Source organism: Tumebacillus sp. BK434 (assembly GCF_004340785.1).
Lineage (GTDB): Bacteria > Bacillota > Bacilli > Tumebacillales > Tumebacillaceae > Tumebacillus_A.
On the sequence record NZ_SLXS01000003.1, the window covers coordinates 1 to 16875 of the forward strand.

Genomic DNA, 16875 nt, shown 5'->3' on the forward strand with positions numbered 1-16875 from the left:
CTCGACTTGCATGTATTAGGCACGCCGCCAGCGTTCGTCCTGAGCCAGGATCAAACTCTCAATAAAAGTTAGAAAGCTTGTATCTTGACTCGTATTAGATCTCTGTAACACTCGTTTAGTTTTCAAGGATCAACAACGTTACTTAGATTATCATATTCGCCGCTATCAAGTCAACTGGTAAGTTGTGTGCTTCATTGTGTTGCGTCGTTCGCGGCGACAGGGACTATCTTACCACGCTGACCCGTCCCTCTCAATCTGCAACCTCGAACATACTCAAACAAATACGATCACCCTAAGGGATCAGCACGCTCCCATCCAGTCCAACCTCTATTGTTTACGCCCATACACCTCCTCTCGCACGTCACCAACAATCTCTCCCATGAATTCACTCGCCGTCCCGCCTCTCAACAAAAAAGACCTCCGCACAGAGCGGAGGTCTTCGATCAAACTTACTTGAATTGAACCGCGAGTTTTTCCCACTCGTCGCGGGTGATCTTGAGATCGTTTTTCGCGATTGCTTGTTCCGGGTAGCCGCGCAGGACTTCGTCGTACGCTTGCTTGTTCGGGTTGTGGTACAGAACGCCCGTCACGTTTTCCTCATGCTCTTCGAGCTTGCGGATCGCCGCGAAACGGTCGGTCTTGTCGTAGCTTGCATCTTCGTCGATGTTGACGAGGTTCGACTTGTAGAAGTCGTACGTGTTTACCTTATTGAAGGTAACGCACGGGGAGTAGATGTTGATCAGAGAGAAACCACGGTGCTGGATCCCCTTCTCGATCAGTTCGGTCAGCTGCTTCAGGTTGCCGGAGTAGCCTTGTGCCACAAAACCACAGCCTGCCATCAGCGCCATTTGCAGCGGATGTACCGGCTCTTCCACAGCGCCGTCCGGAGCGGTCTTGGTCTTCGAGCCCTTATCGGAGGTCGGAGAAGTTTGACCGGTGGTCAGGCCGTAGATGTGGTTGTCCATAACCAAGTAGGTGATGTCGATGTTGCGGCGCATCGCATGGATGAAGTGACCCATCCCGATGCCGTAACCGTCGCCGTCACCGCCGGCAGCCACAACGGTCAGATCGCGGTTCGCCAGTTTCACTGCGGTTGCAACCGGCAGCGAGCGGCCGTGCAAGGAGTGGAAACCAAAGGAACCCATGTATTGAGAGATCTTACCGGAGCAGCCGATACCGGAAACGGTAACCATATTCTCCGGCTCCAGGCCGATGTTCACTGCCGCTTTTTGCAGCGCAGCCAATACGGTAAAGTCACCGCAGCCCGGGCACCAGTTCGGTTTTTCAGCACGGAAATCAACGAGTGTTGCCATTAGAGCGTCACCTCTTTCTTCAAGCTGTCCGCAAGGTCCTTCGCCTTCGCGTAGATTTCGTTCACGAGGAACGGATCGCCGCTGTACTTCAGGCAGGACTCATATTTGTTGTGGTCGCCGCCGACGAACTGCTTCAGCTGGTTCTTCAGCTGACCATGCGAGTTCATCTCGGTCACGAGCACTTTCTTTGCGTTGTGGATGTAGCCTTTGATCTCTTCGGTCGGGAACGGCAGGAGACGAGCGATGCTCAGGTGACCGACGCTCACGCCTTCTGCTGCCAGCGCTTCATACACTTCACGCTGCGGACCGGTCATGGAACCGAAGTCGACGAGCAGCAGCTCTGCGTTTTCAGCGCCAACATAAGTAGCGCCCGCGAGGTCGTTGAATTTCGCCAGTTTCTTCGCGCGCTTCTCCATTTGCTTCACGCGCAGTTCCGGCTCTTCCATTTCCACGCCCACTTCGTCAGATTCGTTACCCATCGCAACGAAACGGCCGTTCTTTTGACCCGGGATCGAGCGGAAGGAGATGCCGTCTTCAGCAGTGACGTCAAAGCGCTTGAATGCGCCTTTTTCCAGCTCAGCCAGCTGCTCGTCGGAGATCATCTTGCCACGGTTGATGTTGAACTTGTCGAAGTCGATCGACTCGACAGTCTGCTTGTTCATCCCCATGTACAGGTCGGTTGCCACGATGACCGGGCATTGGTACTTCTCCGCCAGGTTGAACGCTTCCAGCGTGAAGAAGAAGCACTCTTCCACGTTGCGCGGGGTCAGCACGATGCGCGGGATCTCGCCGTGCGAGCCGTACATCATGGTGTAGACGTCAGACTGCTCCGTCTTGGTCGGCAAACCGGTGGACGGGCCGGCACGCTGAACGTCGATGATAACGAGCGGCGTTTCGGAGATGCCAGCCAGGCCGAGCGCTTCCATCATCAAGGAGAAGCCCGGGCCGGAAGTTGCGGTCATCGAGCGCACGCCGGTGTAGTTCGCACCGATCGCCATCATGACTGCAGCGATCTCGTCTTCCGCTTGGACAACGGTGCCGCCGAATTTCGGGAACTGCTTGATGATCTGGTACATGACTTCGGTCGCCGGAGTGATCGGGTACTGTGCGAGCAGACGGCAGCCGCCTGCGATGGCGCCGAGCGATACCGCGTCGTTGCCGGAGATGTACAGACGCTCCGACTTCACTTCCGGACGAGCCGGCAGTTCGAGCGATGCTTTGAAGTTCTCTTTCGCAAAATCGTAGCCCTTCTGGATCGCTGCGATGTTGCTTTCTACGATCTCGTCGCCTTTGCCGCCGAACTTGTCGACGACAACGGAGCGGAAGTCGTCCGGAGTCAGGCCGATGATCGCAGCCGTAACACCCATCGAGACCATGTTTTTCATGATCGGAGAGCCGGCTTCTTTCGCCATTTCGGTGAGCGGAACCGGGCAGATGTGCACGTTATCGTTTTCCGGAACCTGCGCATCTTTGATCGCAGTGTCATAGATCAGCACAGCGCCATCGATGAGTTCGTGGAAGTTGTGGTTGATCGTCTCTTGGTCGAACGCCAGCAAAATGTGCAGATCGTCGCCATGGTGCCCGGAGATGTCGGACGTGATGCGAACCTTACCGTTCGTATGACCGCCCTTGATCAAGGACATAAAGTGACGATACGTGGAAACATAGTAACCTAAACGGAACAAAGACAGTGCAAAGATATCCTGAGTGGAGTCGATGCCCTCGCCTTGTGCGCCGCCTACTTTCCAGCCTAAATCTTTGATCACAATGGTTCACCCCTGTTTATACAAACTTTATGGATAACAACCCTGTATCAGTGAAGAAACAGCATCTGTTCCATTGTATCAACTGTTTAGCAAAAATAGAATAGGCTAGCGCATAAAAAAAGAGAATTTGATGCCTTCGACCGTATTTTTGAACTCGACAGTCTAAAAGCGTATCACCCACAAAACCCATCTGTATCACTGTTTCCCGACAAAAAAGACCCCGGCGCAACAGCCGGGGTCTTTTCTATCATTTGCTAAAAAACTAGGCGCGCAGTGCCTGATCGAGATCGGCGATGATGTCTTCCACATCCTCGATGCCGACCGACAGGCGGATCAGTCCGTCTGTGACACCCGAAGCTTCGCGCTCCGCTTTCGGCATGATCGCATGGGTCATCGAGGCCGGATGCTGGATCAGCGTGTGCACGTCGCCAAGCGATACGGCAAGATGTGCCAGCTTCACCGAGTTCATCAGCGTCTTCCCTTTTTCGAACGACTTCACTTCAAAAGACAAGGTGCCGCCGAAACCGCTCATCTGACGCTTCGCCAGCTCATGCTGCGGGTGGCTCTTCAGACCCGGGTAGTACACCGCCGTCACTTCCGGATGCGCTTCGAGGAACTCGGCCACCTTCAGCGCGTTTTCATTGTGCTTCTCCATCCGCAGCGCCAAAGTGCGCACCCCGCGGTTCAGCAAAAACGCATCGAACGGCCCCATGATCGGCCCGATTTCTTTCAGATCGGCAAACAGCGGCTTGATGATGTCCGCATACCCGACGGCAATCCCGCCTACAACATCGCCGTGGCCGCCGATGTACTTCGTCGCCGAGTGGATCGACACGTGTGCGCCGAGGTCGATCGGACGCTGGAAGTACGGCGACATGAACGTGTTGTCGACGACGACCTTGATGTCCGTGCCTTCGGTCAGCTCCGAGATCGCCGCGATGTCGGCCATCTTCAATGTCGGGTTGGCAGGCGTCTCGAGGTAGATCACACGTGTGTTCGGCTTGATCGCAGCTTTCACCTTTTCCACATCGGATGTATCGACCCAGTCGATCTCCACGCCGTACTTGCCTTTCAGCGTTTTCTCAAACAGAGCAAACGTCGCTCCGTACAAAGCGTCGGCTGCAACGACATGATCACCGGTCTTGACCAGATGGAACATCACCGTCGAGATCGCCGCCATGCCGGAACCGAAGCACAAGCCCGCCTCCGCATTCTCCAGCGCCGCGATCTTCTCGGCCAGCGCATCGGTGTTCGGGTTGCCCAGTCGGCTGTACTTGTAGCCCGGGTCTGTACCGCTAAAGCGCGCTGCGCCTTGATCGGCATCTTCAAACACGAACGTCGAGGTCTGATAGATCGGCATCGTATGCGATCCGGTCGTCGGGTCCACTTTATGCCCCGCATGCAAAATCCGCGTCGAATACCCCAGTTTGCTAAAATCGTGCTTTTTCATTTCGACTTCCCCTTTCGACTATTTCCTCGGAAATAACTGACACTCTTCAACAAAAATTGCCTGTTGCCCGCATAGCCGTTTGGGACGGTGGGCAAGCTAACAAAAGTTTTTCAATCCTACACTTCGAATGGAGTGACACATTGCCATGCAACCACGAAGTATGGTGATGGCCGTTTTGACCGCAATCCTGTTGCTGGTTACCAGCGGCCATCCCGCAAGCGAGGCGGAACAGGCGACGCCAGCTCTTCCGGCTCCAACTCTTACTGTCGCGCAGGCAGCGAACCAATCACCGCCGCTCGTCGAGCACACCGTGCAGACGGGGGACACGCTCTATGCGCTCGCAGGACGCTACAACACGACGATCGAGCATATCGTCAACCGCAACCCCGACGTCAACCCGGACAACTTGAAAGTCGGAGCTGTGCTTCATGTGCCGACGAACACCGTAAAAAAAGTGAAGTCTCGCGAAGAACTGGCACAAACTGCCGATAAGATGGTTCTCTCCTCATCCGGTGAGCCGAACCGCTATAGTAGAAAGATGCCCTGCAAACTCACCGCTTACACCAACTCCTTCGCGTCGACCGGGAAGCATCCCGGCGATCCGGGTTACGGAGTCACCGCCAGCGGCCGCTTGACCAAAGAAGGCTTGACGATCGCTGTCGATCCTTCCGTCATACCGATGCACAGCGTGGTGTACATCCCGGGAATTGGCGTGCGGTATGCAGAAGACACCGGCGGCGCTGTGATCGGCAATCACATCGACGTCTTCTACAACGATGATCACTACGCACAGAGATTTGGCGTCAAAGACAACGTAACGGTCTACATCTTGGAAGAAGGGCCCAAAGGGGAGTCGTAAAGACTCCCTTTTTCCCTGCCCGGCTACAGCCTCAACTGCTCGCCGACTGGTAATTGCGCAAGGCGCTCTTCCAAAACAGCCTCGACAGCACGAGCAGTCCCCCGGCCATCACAAGCGAGATCAGCGCCTCGCGTCCGCTCAGCCCGCCAGTAAACGCCGCCGCTGGAAAGGTGGTCAGCACAGCGACCGGAAACAGGTACGTCAGCAACACGCGCAGCCAGCCTTTGTAGACCTGCACCGGAAAGCGCGCCGTCTCGAACAGCGAAGTAAAGACCAGCGTCAAATTCTCCACTTTCACGAACCAAAACGATAACGTCATCATCAAAAACCAAAGCGAATACAGTGTGACGACCGCGGCGAAAAAGATGACGAGGAACCAGAGCACGCTGAACAGCGACATCGCAACATCCATCTTCCAGCCCGCGTAGATGATCATCCCAAAGCCGACCAGCACATCGGTGACCGGCCAGAAGACGATGTGCCGAAACGAGATGAAGAACTGGCTGTCGACCGGTTTGGTCAAAATGAAATCGAGCGTTCCTTTTCTGATATGCTGCACGATTCGTCCAATGTTCGGGCGCAGCACCATGCTCACGACGCCGCTCAGCGCGTTAAACACCCCCAGCAGCACCAGCACCTGCTCGAACGACCACCCGCCGATCTGTTCGGTCTGCAGGAAGAACACCTGCAAGGTAAGCAGTGCAAAAAACAGCCCGGACACCGTCCCCAGCACGTTGGCGAAGAAATTCGACCGGTACTCAAATTCCTCGACGACAGCGGCGCGAATGAACTCTTTCAGCAATCGAACGTATTTCACGGTCGCCCTCCTCAAAAAATAGCTCCCTCACAGCAGGGACATCAGAATCGCATGTGGAAATTAGCAGAATTAAATCTCGACGGGGGAATCACTTTTGAAAACGCAGATTCCAAAACAGCGCAAGAAAAAAGCGAACACGTCTCGCCCAGCCCCAGCTTCGTCGCCCAGTCAAGCCGCGTCTCCCTTACCTGCTGCCCGCATCGCAAAGCTCCAGCAGACGATCGGCAATCGCGCCACGATGCAACTGCTGAAATCCTCCGCCCCGATTCAAGGCTGGTGGCTGCGCAAAGGTCAGCAGATCACGTGGGAAGGAACGACCGACAGCCCGCCCGAGTCGGAGCAGGAACAGTATCAAACGACCGGGGACAAGCGCTGGAAGTACTCCTACTTGCCGTCGTTCCTGAACTCCGAGCTGGACATCTGGGAAGAGCGGCCGAAACGAGCGCCGAAAAAAAGCGGCAAAGGCAGAACAGCAACTAGCCCCTCCACGACCACCGTGCAGTCGCCGACGCTGACCGAGCCGCTCAGCAATCTGTCGTCCCGTCAGGAACCGTCGACTTCCATCACCACGACCCGCACCGAGCCGCAGCGCCCGGTCAAGCCGCCGATTCAAGAACTGTCCCGCAAAGAATTGAAATTCCGGGTCGAGCAGGAACTGAAAAAGAAAAAGCGGCAAAAGGAAGAAGATGATCAGACCTATATCACGCGGGTTCATGAAAGCCTGCTGCGGATGATCGGCAACGAGTATACCATCGACGGTGAAGGCAGATCGACCTTGCTGGACAGCATTGAGACGGTCGTGGCCGAAATCGCCGTCCAGACCACCACCGATGCGCCTGTCACCGTCGCCACAACCGAACGGCGGGGAACTGCACGGCCTCAGCGCACGTACGCGATCACCGACCTCGCCGGCCACGGGAATCTCACCACGACCACGCTCGCCCGGATCCAAGAGCGGATCGACGCCTACAACAACAATGAAAGCCGGTTCTCTCTGCACATCGGGGTCGGCAGCGTCCCGACGATGGACGTGACCGGGACTGAGTTTGGCGGCAGCGGACGCGGAAATGTCCGGCTGCAGTTCCTGTCCAACGGCACACTGCGGCTTGTCAACCACGACAACCGCTCCCTGATCTAAGCACTACAGGCGGTTCGCGCTCTCCCGAGCAGCGGACCGCCACTTCTTCTCCTCAGCCTCCCACTGCGCTGTACTTCTTCATGCCGCGGTTCCACATCCAAAAGTACAGCACGATGAACAACACTTGCCAGAACGCCTGTACGCCAAGGCCATACCACACGTCCCCGCCGCTGATCTTCCCGGTGATCACATCGACCGGGAATCCCATCGTCCAATAGAACGGCAAATAGCTCGACACCTGCTGCACCCACTCCGGCAGCAGCGCATACGGCGCGATCCGCCCGGAGATGAACTGGTCGGCGAGCATGACAAGGTTGAAAATCGCCATCATCCGCGTCGTCCAAAACGCAAGCAAGGACAGGCAAAAGCCCATCATGTAACGGGTCATCACCGCCAAGAGCACCGACGAGCAAAAGACAGCGAGGAATCCCGGCTCCAGAGGAATGCGCACCACTTCAAAAAACGGCCAGCAGAGCGCCCACGCCACCACCATCAGCACCCCGTAAAACAGCTTGTACACCAGGTTTTCCGCAAAGCGCCAGTGAAAATACGCCGAAGGACGCAGCAGATAATTGGACAGCGAACCGTCCCGCATGCGCTCCTCCAACTCCCACGGTTCCCAATGCGCGGCCAGTCTGGAGACGAACAGCACCGCTAAGAAATAGAGAATAAAATCCTGCTGGCTGTAGCTGCCGATCGCACCGTTTTCCGAGATCGTCAGCCAGACGGCCAGCGTCACGAGCGGCGAGATCACAGAGCCGAGCATATAGAAAAACGTATCGCCCCGATATTCCAGCAGAATCGCCCAATGCACTTTCATCATCCGGGCGTAGACGCGAAACATTCGCTGCGCCGCGCTCATGCTCCCGACCTCGCAAACGCAAGCCCAATCACATCTTCCATCGACGGATCTTCGACCGTGAAATCCTGCACCGGCAGCTGCGCCAAGATCTGGGCCGACCGCTCCGATACATCGGCCCGCGGCAGTTTGATCGAGACTTGCAGGTTGTCGCTGTGCAACACTTCGCCGTACGTTTCCAGCACGCCCTGCGCCACCGGCTCGGACAAGACGAGCTTGGCCACTTTGTACGGAGCCAGCGTCGTCGCCAGTCGCCCTAAATCGCCGTCAAACAGGATCTTGCCGTGGTTGATGATGATCACCCGCTTGCAGAGCGCCGTCACGTCGGCCATGTAGTGCGAGGTCAGCAGGAAGGTGGCCTGGAAGCGCTCATTGTACTGCTGGATGAACTTGCGCACCGCTTCTTGCATGTTGACATCGAGCCCGATCGTCGGCTCGTCCAAAAACACGATGTCCGGCCGGTGCAAAAGCGACGCGGCCAGCTCGCATTTCATCCGCTCGCCCAGCGACAGGTTGCGCACCGGCTTTTTCAACAGCGGTGTGAGATCGAGCAGGTCGGTCAGCTCACCCAGGATCTCTTTGAACTGGTGATCAGGAATCTCGTAGATCGCCTGGTTGACCAGAAAGGTCTCCGCAGCGGGCAAGTCCCAGATCAGCTGCGACTTCTGCCCCATGACGAGGGTGATGCGGCGCTTGAAGTCCGCTTTTTGCTCAAACGGGACGTAGCCGCCCACTTGCACGCGACCGCCGGACGGGTGCAGCAGTCCGGTGAGCATCTTCATCGTTGTCGTCTTGCCGGCGCCGTTCGGGCCGAGGAAGCCGACGATCTCGCCCGGCTCGATCGAGAAGGAGATGTCATCGACCGCCTCGACCATGCGGAACTTGCGGTTGAACAGGGATCTCCACGCCCCGCTGAGGCCGGCTTCGCGCTCATGGACTTTGAAATGCTTGCTCAGGTGTTCGACTGTGATTCCGTTGTTCGGCTTCATCGCTCACCTGCGTTCTACGAAAGCTGCACGTACTTGGCGATCGAAGTCTTGATCGTCTCAAAGTCGTCCGCATGCGCCTGCACCACGGCGTAGACGCGCTCGGCGGTCAGCTCACGGTAGTCGTGGACCAGCATTTTGCGAAAGCGCACCGCTTCGACGAAGCGGTCGCCAAACGCCTGCTCGAAAACGCCTTCTTCGGTCAGGATCAGGAAGATGTCTTCATAGCTGGCCGGGTCGCGCATGATCAACGCATCGATGATGATGTTACCGATGTCGGTGAGACATTCCAGCGCGATATGTAAGGCGCGCTCCGCAGCCGCCTGCAGCACAGGCTGTGCGGCAAACTCTTCGGACGCATGCTCTTTTAAAATGCATAGCACGTGCGCCTGTTTCTCCATCACGTCCAAGTAGCTGCGAATCTGCGTGCGATGTTGATCTGTGATGAACATGGTAAGAAAAACCTCCTCTGATAGGAACAAATACCCAATCTATATTGTACCTAGAAAACCGGGCCGAGTCACGCCCTGCCTGACCTTCCGTTTATTGACGGCAGTTTTGACAGGATGGTACAATGGCGGCAGTTTTTGTGTTCGAATTCCTTCTACAGAAAGTGGGTCGCTTGCGATGACAAAAAGCGCCTTTCAACTCCATGTGATCACCGACGGCGTCAAGCAGTCGGCAGAGTTAAAATCGATCGTCCGGCAGGCTGTCCAAGGCGGTGCGGACGTGATTCAACTGCGGTATAAATCGGCTCCTGCGCTCGATCTGTTTCGGTTAGGCGAAGAGATTCACCCGCTGATTCTGGCGGAAGGCGGACGGCTATTGATCAACGACCGCGCCGATGTGGCGTTGGCCTTGCAGGCGGGCGGCGTGCATCTGGCGGCGAAAAGCTTGCCAATCAGCGCAGCCCGCCCGCTGTTTCCGGCAGCAAAATGGATCGGGTGCTCGGTGCACAGCGTGGAAGAAGCGCTGGCAGCCCAGGCGCAAGGCGCGACCTATATTACGTACGGACATATCTTCGCGACCGGATCGAAACCGGGACTGGCGCCGCGCGGGCTGGCCGCGCTGCAAAGCGTCGTCGATGCGGTCGAGATTCCGGTGCTGGCGATCGGCGGGATCACCACCGACAACATCGACGATGTGCTGGCCACGGGTGCGGCCGGCATCGCGGTCATTTCGGCGGTGATGGCAGACGGCGATCCAATGCGGGCGGCACAGGCGCTGCGGGAGAAGATGGACGCCTCGCTGCATCGCCCGCGCCACGCGTTGCCGGGCTGTGAATAGAAAGGGGAAGTCATCATGATGGGAACAACACACGAGACGGACACCCTGATCGTCGGCGGCGGTGTGATCGGCTGCGCGATCGCCTACGAGCTCGCCAAGGCCGGAGTCGATGTGATCCTGTTGGAAAAGGAAACGCTCGGCTCGCAATCGACCCGCGCCGGCGCCGGGATGCTCGGCGCTCAGGTGGAGATGACAGAGCCCGGCCCGATGTATGAGCTGGGTGTGAAGAGCCGGGCGCTGTTCCCCAAACTGCGGGAGGAGCTGCTGGAGATCTCCGGCATCGACATGGAACTGCATACGCCGGGAATCTTCCGCGTCGCCGTCGACGAGCAGGACCGGACTGCACTGCTGGAACGGCAGCGCTGGCAGACCGCCTCCGGGCAGCGCGCGGTGTGGTTCGAGGATGAGGACTTGCGCAGTGAGATGGGCGATCTGGTGGCTCCGCGCTTTGGCGCCTTGTATCTGCCGGACGATCATCAAGTGCGCAACCCGCAGCTGCTGCTGGCCATGGCCGCTTCCGCGAAACGGCTCGGTGTGCGGATGTTCGAGCATACGCCGATGATCGGGTTCCTGCAGGAAAACGGGGCGGTGACCGGCGTGAAGACGGTCGACGGCGTGATCCGTGCGGAGCGGGTGATCGTGGCGGCAGGTGCCTGGTCAGGGCTCTTGGCCCGGCAGCTTGGGCTGGAACTGCCGGTGTTCCCGGTAAAAGGGCAGTCCTTCCTGCTTGACTCCTATGCACCGCCGACGCCGTTTACGATCTATACGCACGGCTGCTACATCCTGCCCAAGAAAAACGGGCAAGTCTACGTCGGCGCGACCGAGGAGCAGCAGGCAGGGTTCGACCGCAGACCGAACCTGCGTTCGCTGGCCAGCTTGTCCTCACAGGCGGTGGGACTGCTGCCGTCTCTTGGCGACCTCCCCTTTTCCACGCCGCTCGCCGGACTGCGTCCCGGCTCACTGGACGGCCTGCCCTATCTCGGCCATGTGCCGGGCATCGAGGGGCTCTACATCGCCTCCGGTCATTTCCGCAACGGGGTGCTGTTGTCGGCGATCACCGGCCACGTGATGGCGGAACTGTTGACAGGGAAACCGACTTCGGTGGATCTGGAGCCGTTTGCGGTCGGACGTGCACAAGTTGTGTAAAAGAAAAAGAGCGCATTCATGCGCTCTTTTTTGTTTGTCTTCTACTCGTGCAGACCGGCGAAGATCGGCTCTAATTTGTCTTGCAGCACCACTTCCAGGTACGGGTTGATCTGCAGGAAGCGTTTGAACTCCAGGTAGCTCTCCGCGATCTTCTGCACGTCCGCTTTGCCCTCTTGTTTGACGGCGCGGATCAGGATGTTTTTCGGCGTGTGTTCCAGATCAATAAATTCGAGCAGCTGGGTTTTGTAGCCGACAAGGTCGAGCAGCTGCGCCCGCACCGAATCGGTGGCGAGGGCGGCAAAACGCTCCTTGATCAGTCCGTGCTGAAGCATGGTGCCCAGCGTCTTGTTATCGATCTGGGTGTTCAGCTCATGCTGACAGCAGGGCACGGAGAGAATCACATCGGCCCCCCAGCGCACCGCTTTTTCCAAAGCGGCATCGGTGGCGGTGTCACAAGCATGGAGCGTGACGACCATGTCGACCTGATCGAGCTCGTTGTACTCGTTGATGTCGCCGTGCAGGAACTTCAGGTTCTCGTACTGCAGCGCAGCGGCCAGCGCATTGCAGTGTGTGATCACGTCATGCTTGAGATCCAGCCCGATCACGTTCAGTGCGAAGCCTTGCTCTTCTTTCAGGTAGTGGTACAGCGCAAACGTCAGATACGACTTGCCGCAGCCAAAATCGATGATGTTCAAGGTGCGGTCCTTCTGCAGATAGGGCACCACATCGTCGATCATCTCCAAGAACCGGTTGATCTGCTTGAACTTGTCGTATTTCTTAGCCAGCACTTTGCCTTCTTTGTTCATCACGCCAAGCTCGATCAGAAACGGCACAGGCTTGCCTTCTTCCAGCAGGTACTTTTTCTTGCGGTTGTGCGCAAGCTCGACGGCCGCTTTGGTCGGTTTTTGATTGAGAATCGTCACGCTGCCTTTTTTGGAGATCAGCACTTGGTGGTCCGCTTCTTGGCTATGGAGCAGCGCTTGGCGGAACACCGTCTGCAGCAGTTGTGTCAGCTTGTGCTCCGTCTCACTGGGCGAGAGATTCTCGTTGGTCGTCTTTTTGGCGAAATGATAGGTGAACTGGTATTTCAGTTCGTTTTTCAGCATGACCGGCTTCAGCGAGACTTTGCTGAACGACTCCGGGTCTTTCTGGCGCAGGTTGCTTAGCGTCGCCTGGGTCAGCAGGCCTTCGCCGATCAGTCGGCTGAGCAGGGATTCCAGCGTTTGCATAGGCGTCTCCTCCCGATCTGGATAGAAAGAAGCACATCCCCCGAGACGGAGGATGTGCAGAAGAAATCTTAGAAGTGGGTGCGGCGACGTCCGCCGCCACCGCCACCTTCACGGCCGCCTTCACGGTTGCCATAGCCGCCGCCTTCGCGGTTGCCATAGCCGCCGCCTTCACGGTTGCCATAGCCGCCACCTTCACGGTTGCCATAGCCACCGCTGCGCTTTTCGCCGTAACCGCCGCTGCGCTTCTCACCATTGCCGCCGCCTTGGCCGTACCCGCCGCCCGATGCACGGCGATCTTTGCTGTAGCCGCCGCCACCGCCACCCGGGCCTTTTTTGTAACCGCCGCCGCCTTGGCGACGATCACCGCCACGGTAGCCACCGCCGCCACCGCGACGCTCGCCATAGCCGCCACCGCGGTTGCCGTAGCCGCCGCCCGTGTTGTTGGTGCGCTGTTCACGGAAGCGCTTGGAGAAGTCGATGACTTCAGACAAGCTCATGTCGATCGAGGACAGCTCCTGATCGCCGACGAGGTCGTCGCCGATGATCTTCAGCGCGGCTGCCAGCACCGCGACGGAGTTGTGCTGCGCGAGCAGTTCGGATGCCAGCTCTTCGAATTGCGAGCCGGTCTCGTCGATTTCGCCGAGCAGCTTCTCCATGATCCGCGCCTGCTGGCGCTCTTTCAGCTCCATCAAGGTCGGCAACAGCGACTTGTGGATGCGCTTGCCGATCGCCGTCTCGATCATGCGCAGGAGCTTGAACTCGCGCGGGGTGATCAGCGTCAGCGCCTTACCTTCGCGGCCGGCGCGGCCGGTACGACCGATGCGGTGCACGTAGGAGTCGACGTCCTGCGGGATGTCGTAGTTGAAGACGTGGGTGACGCCTTCGACGTCCAGACCGCGCGCCGCAACGTCTGTTGCGATCAGGAGGTCGATGGAGCTCTGACGGAACTGGTGCATGACTTGGTCGCGTTCACGCTGGGTCATGTCGCCATGCAGACCGGCTGCGAGGTAGCCGCGGCTTTGCAGGACGCGCTGCAGTTCGTCAACGCCTTTTTTGGTGCGGCAGAAGATGACGCCGAGCTCCGGGGACTCCACATCGAGCAGACGGGTCAGCGCGTCAACTTTGTTTTTCTCCGCCACTTCATAGTAGATCTGTGCGATCTTCGGCGCGGTCACGCCCTGCGGCTGGATCTTCACAACTTTCGGGCTGTGCATGAAACGCTCCGCCAGACGGCGAATCGGGTCCGGCATCGTCGCCGAGAAGAGCAGGGTCTGGCGCTCGGTCGGGATCTCCGCGAGGATCGATTCGATGTCCTCGAGGAAGCCCATGTCGAGCATCTCATCCGCTTCATCCAAGATGACGACCGCCACTTCGCTCAGGTTGATCGTCTTGCGGCGGATGTGGTCGAGCAGACGGCCCGGGGTGCCGATGATCATCTGCGGGCTGCGCTTCAGCGCTTTGATCTGCCGGTCGATCGGTTGGCCGCCGTAGACCGGCAGCACGTTCACGCGCGAGTATTTGCCGAGGCGGGAGGTCTCATCGGAGACTTGGATCGCCAGCTCGCGGGTCGGAGCCATGACCAGCACTTGAATTGCGCGTTTATTCATATCGATGCGCGACAAAGTCGGGATGACGAATGCCGCGGTTTTGCCCGTGCCCGTCTGTGCCTGACCGATCACGTCATGACCTTCGAGGGCGATCGGAATCGTTTCCGTTTGGATCGGGGTCGCTTGTTCAAACCCCATCTCTTCGAGGGACTTCATGATATCTTCCCGTATATTCAGCTCTTGAAATGTTGCCATTCTTGTTCCTCCTATTTGTCAAAAACCTTACTGGTTCTAGCTTGCCCATTTGTGCAGAAAAAAAGAAGAGCATTTTCGCTCTCTTCACTGACTCCCTTTGTGCTCACTCAAATAACCATTATACAGCAAATCCTGCTCACGTGCGAACTTTTTTCCAATCTCCATTCACAACTTCGTGAAACGGGCAGGTCTCATCGCCCCACAACCCTTGATTTAACACGAATCGGACGCTCGTCTCGTCGCCGAATCCCATGTTGCGATAACCTGCTTCCGATCGTTTGACTGTCGCTTTCATGTCATCGATCTCCAACTCACCGAGGTCGGCGACCTCCAATCGATCGTCATCAAAAAAACACACGACCGAGATCCCTTCCTGATCGAGTTCAGCGACGGCGAGATCGTGGAGCAGTTCAATGGTAAAGGCGTAGAGATCGCCTGCTTCGGTCATCAGCACGCGGCATTTGCCAGGGTGCTCCGTCTGCTTGGCCAATTCTTTCAGGTCCTGCGAATCGGGGCTGATGTAGACTTCGTAATAACGCTTGTCATATTTGCCGAGAAATCCAGTGTGAAACGGCATTGGCGCTTCCTCCAAATTGAGTGTCTCCATCCATTATATACAACTCATCACGCTGAAAAAAGCGGTCGATAGTAAGAAGGAAAAGGAGCGTGAGACTGATGCAATATCAACAACAACAGCAGCAGCAACAGCAACAACAGATGAAACAGCAGATCCAGCAGCAATACGGGAGTCAGTACAGCCAGCTGTCGACCAAAGACTTCAACTATCTCAAAGACCACATGTCCTGGGAACTGCTGGCGATGAAAAAATGCGCCCACTACGCGTCCGAATGCGAAGACCCGCAAGTGGCGCAGCTGATCTCCCAGATCGGGCAGATGCACCAGCGCCACTACACCACCCTGCTCCAATATTTCAACCCGCAAAGCGTACAATAATGACCGACATGAGGGGGGATTGGAATGCAACATTTGCCGACCAATAGCCAGGAACACATCATGATGGCCCAGCAAAAAGGCAACCTGCCGCGTGTGAAAGGGCCGGAGATGAACGACCGCGACCGGCTGAACGACGTGCTGGCCACCGAAAAATACATCACCCAAGGCTACAACACGTCACTCAATGAATTCTCCCACCGCGAGCTGTACGACACGGTGAAACGGCTGCTCAACAACACGCATGACGCACAGCGTGCCGCCTTTGAGCAGATGTTCAACCTTGGCTGGTACAAACTGCCGCAGCAGCCGCTCGACACCGTAGCGCTCGCCTACAACCAGTTCAGCAACTACAAAGGGCAGTTCCCCTACCAACAATAAGCAGCCAATCTGGAAAACACCCGCCATCGCGACGGGTGTTTTTTCAGATTGGCTTAAAAAAGATTAGTCCAAAGTTACGGTTGAATCCGAAAGCTTCCTATTATATAGTCTATCAACACCATTTAATTTACTAGATTGAGTTCAATCCAACACCGAGTTCAAAACCATCCGCAGTCGATCCGGATAGTTGGTGATGATCGCGTCCACACCCGCTTCGGCACAGAGCCGCATTTGCGTTTCATCGTTCACCGTCCACACGTTCACCATCAGCCCGGCCGCATGCGCCTCGGCAATCAACTCCGGCTTCACCGTCCCGAAAAACGGGTGCAGGGCGGACGCGCCGAGCCGCTTCGCATAGCCGACCGCATCGACCAGCACGCAGTCGTAGAGCAGCGCGGTTTTGAGCTCGGGTGCCGCCCGATGCAACTGCTGCATAGACATGTGGTGAAACGACGAGAGGATCACCCGCTGCTCCAGCCCGTATTGGCGAATCAGCCCGATCGCTTTCGCTTCCAGTTCCGGCATGTCAAAGTGCGAATTTTTCAGCTCCGCGTTGAGCACGAGATCGCCGAACTCCGCCAAAACTTCTTCCAGCGACGGGATCCTCTCGCCCCGAAACGCTTCGCCGTACCAGGAGCCGGCATCGAGACGCCTGATCTCCTCGAAGGTATGGTCGAACACATAGCCTTTCGCACCGGTCGTCCGCACCAGCGCTTCATCATGGATGACGACCGGCACTCCGTCTTTCGTCACCTGCACGTCAAATTCCAAACCGTCCGCGCCGAGCTCGCGGGCGAGACGGAACGCAGCCAGCGTATTTTCCGGCGCGTGGCCCGATGCGCCCCGATGGGCGAGATTTAACGGCTTCTGCTTCTGTTTGGGCATATTAGC

The 16875-nt window shown here is 57.3% G+C and carries 17 protein-coding genes and 1 rRNA gene; 6 read left to right on the top strand and 12 right to left on the bottom strand.

What is annotated here, in order from left to right:
- The 4 genes from EV586_RS08175 to EV586_RS08190 all read right to left on the bottom strand — a co-directional run.
- Positions 1–66, bottom strand: a 16S ribosomal RNA gene (locus EV586_RS08175); the annotation flags it as partial.
- Positions 67–449: 383 nt separating this feature from the next.
- Positions 450–1313 (bottom strand): 2-oxoacid:ferredoxin oxidoreductase subunit beta, encoded by an 864-nt coding sequence (locus EV586_RS08180; RefSeq protein ID WP_132944617.1) that lies wholly within the window; start codon positions 1311–1313, stop codon positions 450–452.
- On the bottom strand, positions 1313–3079 hold the full coding sequence (locus tag EV586_RS08185) for a 2-oxoacid:acceptor oxidoreductase subunit alpha (RefSeq protein ID WP_132944618.1): 1767 nt from the start codon (positions 3077–3079) through the stop codon (positions 1313–1315). Before EV586_RS08185 ends, EV586_RS08180 begins: the two co-directional genes overlap by 1 nt.
- Before the next feature lie 262 nt (positions 3080–3341).
- A complete protein-coding gene (locus EV586_RS08190; protein ID WP_132944619.1) occupies positions 3342–4529 on the bottom strand; it encodes a trans-sulfuration enzyme family protein in 1188 nt (395 codons plus the stop codon).
- A gap of 145 nt (positions 4530–4674) precedes the next feature.
- Between EV586_RS08190 and EV586_RS08195 the strand changes: the two genes are divergently transcribed.
- A complete protein-coding gene (locus EV586_RS08195; protein ID WP_132944620.1) occupies positions 4675–5388 on the top strand; it encodes a 3D domain-containing protein in 714 nt (237 codons plus the stop codon).
- Positions 5389–5419: 31 nt separating this feature from the next.
- Here EV586_RS08195 and EV586_RS08200 read toward each other — a convergent pair whose 3' ends face one another.
- Positions 5420–6205, bottom strand: coding sequence for an ABC transporter permease (locus EV586_RS08200; RefSeq protein WP_132944621.1), 786 nt, complete (start codon positions 6203–6205; stop codon positions 5420–5422).
- A 94-nt stretch (positions 6206–6299) separates the two neighbouring features.
- Between EV586_RS08200 and EV586_RS08205 the strand changes: the two genes are divergently transcribed.
- Positions 6300–7343 carry a hypothetical protein gene (locus EV586_RS08205; RefSeq protein ID WP_132944622.1) on the top strand — a complete coding sequence of 348 codons (1044 nt, stop codon included), beginning with the start codon at positions 6300–6302 and terminating at the stop codon, positions 7341–7343.
- A 52-nt stretch (positions 7344–7395) separates the two neighbouring features.
- On the opposite strand, the gene EV586_RS08210 is transcribed toward EV586_RS08205, so the two are convergent.
- Genes EV586_RS08210 through hepT form a run of 3 tightly spaced genes read right to left on the bottom strand, consistent with a single transcriptional unit; the run spans position 7396 to position 9640 of the window.
- Positions 7396–8205 carry an ABC transporter permease gene (locus EV586_RS08210; protein ID WP_132944623.1) on the bottom strand — a complete coding sequence of 270 codons (810 nt, stop codon included), beginning with the start codon at positions 8203–8205 and terminating at the stop codon, positions 7396–7398.
- Positions 8202–9191 (bottom strand): ABC transporter ATP-binding protein, encoded by a 990-nt coding sequence (locus tag EV586_RS08215; protein WP_132944624.1) that lies wholly within the window; start codon positions 9189–9191, stop codon positions 8202–8204. The genes EV586_RS08210 and EV586_RS08215 overlap by 4 nt, the downstream gene beginning before the upstream one ends.
- Before the next feature lie 14 nt (positions 9192–9205).
- On the bottom strand, positions 9206–9640 hold the full coding sequence (gene hepT / locus EV586_RS08220; protein ID WP_132944625.1) for a type VII toxin-antitoxin system HepT family RNase toxin: 435 nt from the start codon (positions 9638–9640) through the stop codon (positions 9206–9208).
- Positions 9641–9815: 175 nt separating this feature from the next.
- Between hepT and thiE the strand changes: the two genes are divergently transcribed.
- Both thiE and thiO read left to right on the top strand, forming a co-directional pair.
- Positions 9816–10475 carry a thiamine phosphate synthase gene (thiE, locus tag EV586_RS08225; RefSeq protein WP_132944626.1) on the top strand — a complete coding sequence of 220 codons (660 nt, stop codon included), beginning with the start codon at positions 9816–9818 and terminating at the stop codon, positions 10473–10475.
- A gap of 15 nt (positions 10476–10490) precedes the next feature.
- The gene (thiO, locus tag EV586_RS08230) at positions 10491–11621 is read left to right on the top strand and encodes a glycine oxidase ThiO (RefSeq protein WP_132944627.1); all 1131 of its coding nucleotides are present in this window, start codon (positions 10491–10493) and stop codon (positions 11619–11621) included.
- 41 nt (positions 11622–11662) lie between these two features.
- Here the strand turns inward: thiO and EV586_RS08235 are convergent, their stop codons facing one another.
- The 3 genes from EV586_RS08235 to EV586_RS08245 all read right to left on the bottom strand — a co-directional run bounded on the left by EV586_RS08235 (position 11663) and on the right by EV586_RS08245 (position 15229).
- Positions 11663–12850: a class I SAM-dependent methyltransferase gene (locus tag EV586_RS08235; RefSeq protein ID WP_132944628.1), complete on the bottom strand. Its 1188-nt coding sequence runs from the start codon at positions 12848–12850 to the stop codon at positions 11663–11665.
- Positions 12851–12918: 68 nt separating this feature from the next.
- Entirely contained in the window at positions 12919–14652 is a 1734-nt protein-coding gene (locus EV586_RS08240) for a DEAD/DEAH box helicase (protein WP_132944629.1), read from the bottom strand.
- 136 nt (positions 14653–14788) lie between these two features.
- On the bottom strand, positions 14789–15229 hold the full coding sequence (locus EV586_RS08245; RefSeq protein WP_132944630.1) for a hypothetical protein: 441 nt from the start codon (positions 15227–15229) through the stop codon (positions 14789–14791).
- 98 nt (positions 15230–15327) lie between these two features.
- Between EV586_RS08245 and EV586_RS08250 the strand changes: the two genes are divergently transcribed.
- Both EV586_RS08250 and EV586_RS08255 read left to right on the top strand, forming a co-directional pair.
- Complete coding sequence (locus EV586_RS08250) at positions 15328–15606, top strand: ferritin family protein (RefSeq protein ID WP_243652984.1); 279 nt, start codon at positions 15328–15330, stop codon at positions 15604–15606.
- 24 nt (positions 15607–15630) lie between these two features.
- Positions 15631–15984 (top strand): spore coat protein, encoded by a 354-nt coding sequence (locus tag EV586_RS08255; RefSeq protein ID WP_243652985.1) that lies wholly within the window; start codon positions 15631–15633, stop codon positions 15982–15984.
- Between the two features lie 141 nt (positions 15985–16125).
- Here the strand turns inward: EV586_RS08255 and EV586_RS08260 are convergent, their stop codons facing one another.
- The gene (locus EV586_RS08260; RefSeq protein WP_132944631.1) at positions 16126–16869 is read right to left on the bottom strand and encodes a glycerophosphodiester phosphodiesterase; all 744 of its coding nucleotides are present in this window, start codon (positions 16867–16869) and stop codon (positions 16126–16128) included.
- Positions 16870–16875: the final 6 nt, after the last annotated feature.

Bases quoted from the DNA above. Each gene is read 5' to 3' on its own strand.
- EV586_RS08195 (WP_132944620.1), top strand. From the start codon at position 4,675: ATGCAACCACGAAGTATGGTGATGGCCGTTTTGACCGCAATCCTGTTG.
- hepT (WP_132944625.1), bottom strand. From the start codon at position 9,640: ATGTTCATCACAGATCAACATCGCACGCAGATTCGCAGCTACTTGGAC.
- EV586_RS08210 (WP_132944623.1), bottom strand. From the start codon at position 8,205: ATGAGCGCGGCGCAGCGAATGTTTCGCGTCTACGCCCGGATGATGAAA.
- EV586_RS08255 (WP_243652985.1), top strand. From the start codon at position 15,631: ATGCAACATTTGCCGACCAATAGCCAGGAACACATCATGATGGCCCAG.
- EV586_RS08180 (WP_132944617.1), bottom strand. From the start codon at position 1,313: ATGGCAACACTCGTTGATTTCCGTGCTGAAAAACCGAACTGGTGCCCG.
- EV586_RS08260 (WP_132944631.1), bottom strand. From the start codon at position 16,869: ATGCCCAAACAGAAGCAGAAGCCGTTAAATCTCGCCCATCGGGGCGCA.
- EV586_RS08215 (WP_132944624.1), bottom strand. From the start codon at position 9,191: ATGAAGCCGAACAACGGAATCACAGTCGAACACCTGAGCAAGCATTTC.
- EV586_RS08240 (WP_132944629.1), bottom strand. From the start codon at position 14,652: ATGGCAACATTTCAAGAGCTGAATATACGGGAAGATATCATGAAGTCC.
- thiO (WP_132944627.1), top strand. From the start codon at position 10,491: ATGATGGGAACAACACACGAGACGGACACCCTGATCGTCGGCGGCGGT.
- EV586_RS08190 (WP_132944619.1), bottom strand. From the start codon at position 4,529: ATGAAAAAGCACGATTTTAGCAAACTGGGGTATTCGACGCGGATTTTG.
- EV586_RS08235 (WP_132944628.1), bottom strand. From the start codon at position 12,850: ATGCAAACGCTGGAATCCCTGCTCAGCCGACTGATCGGCGAAGGCCTG.
- EV586_RS08250 (WP_243652984.1), top strand. From the start codon at position 15,328: ATGCAATATCAACAACAACAGCAGCAGCAACAGCAACAACAGATGAAA.
- EV586_RS08245 (WP_132944630.1), bottom strand. From the start codon at position 15,229: ATGCCGTTTCACACTGGATTTCTCGGCAAATATGACAAGCGTTATTAC.
- thiE (WP_132944626.1), top strand. From the start codon at position 9,816: ATGACAAAAAGCGCCTTTCAACTCCATGTGATCACCGACGGCGTCAAG.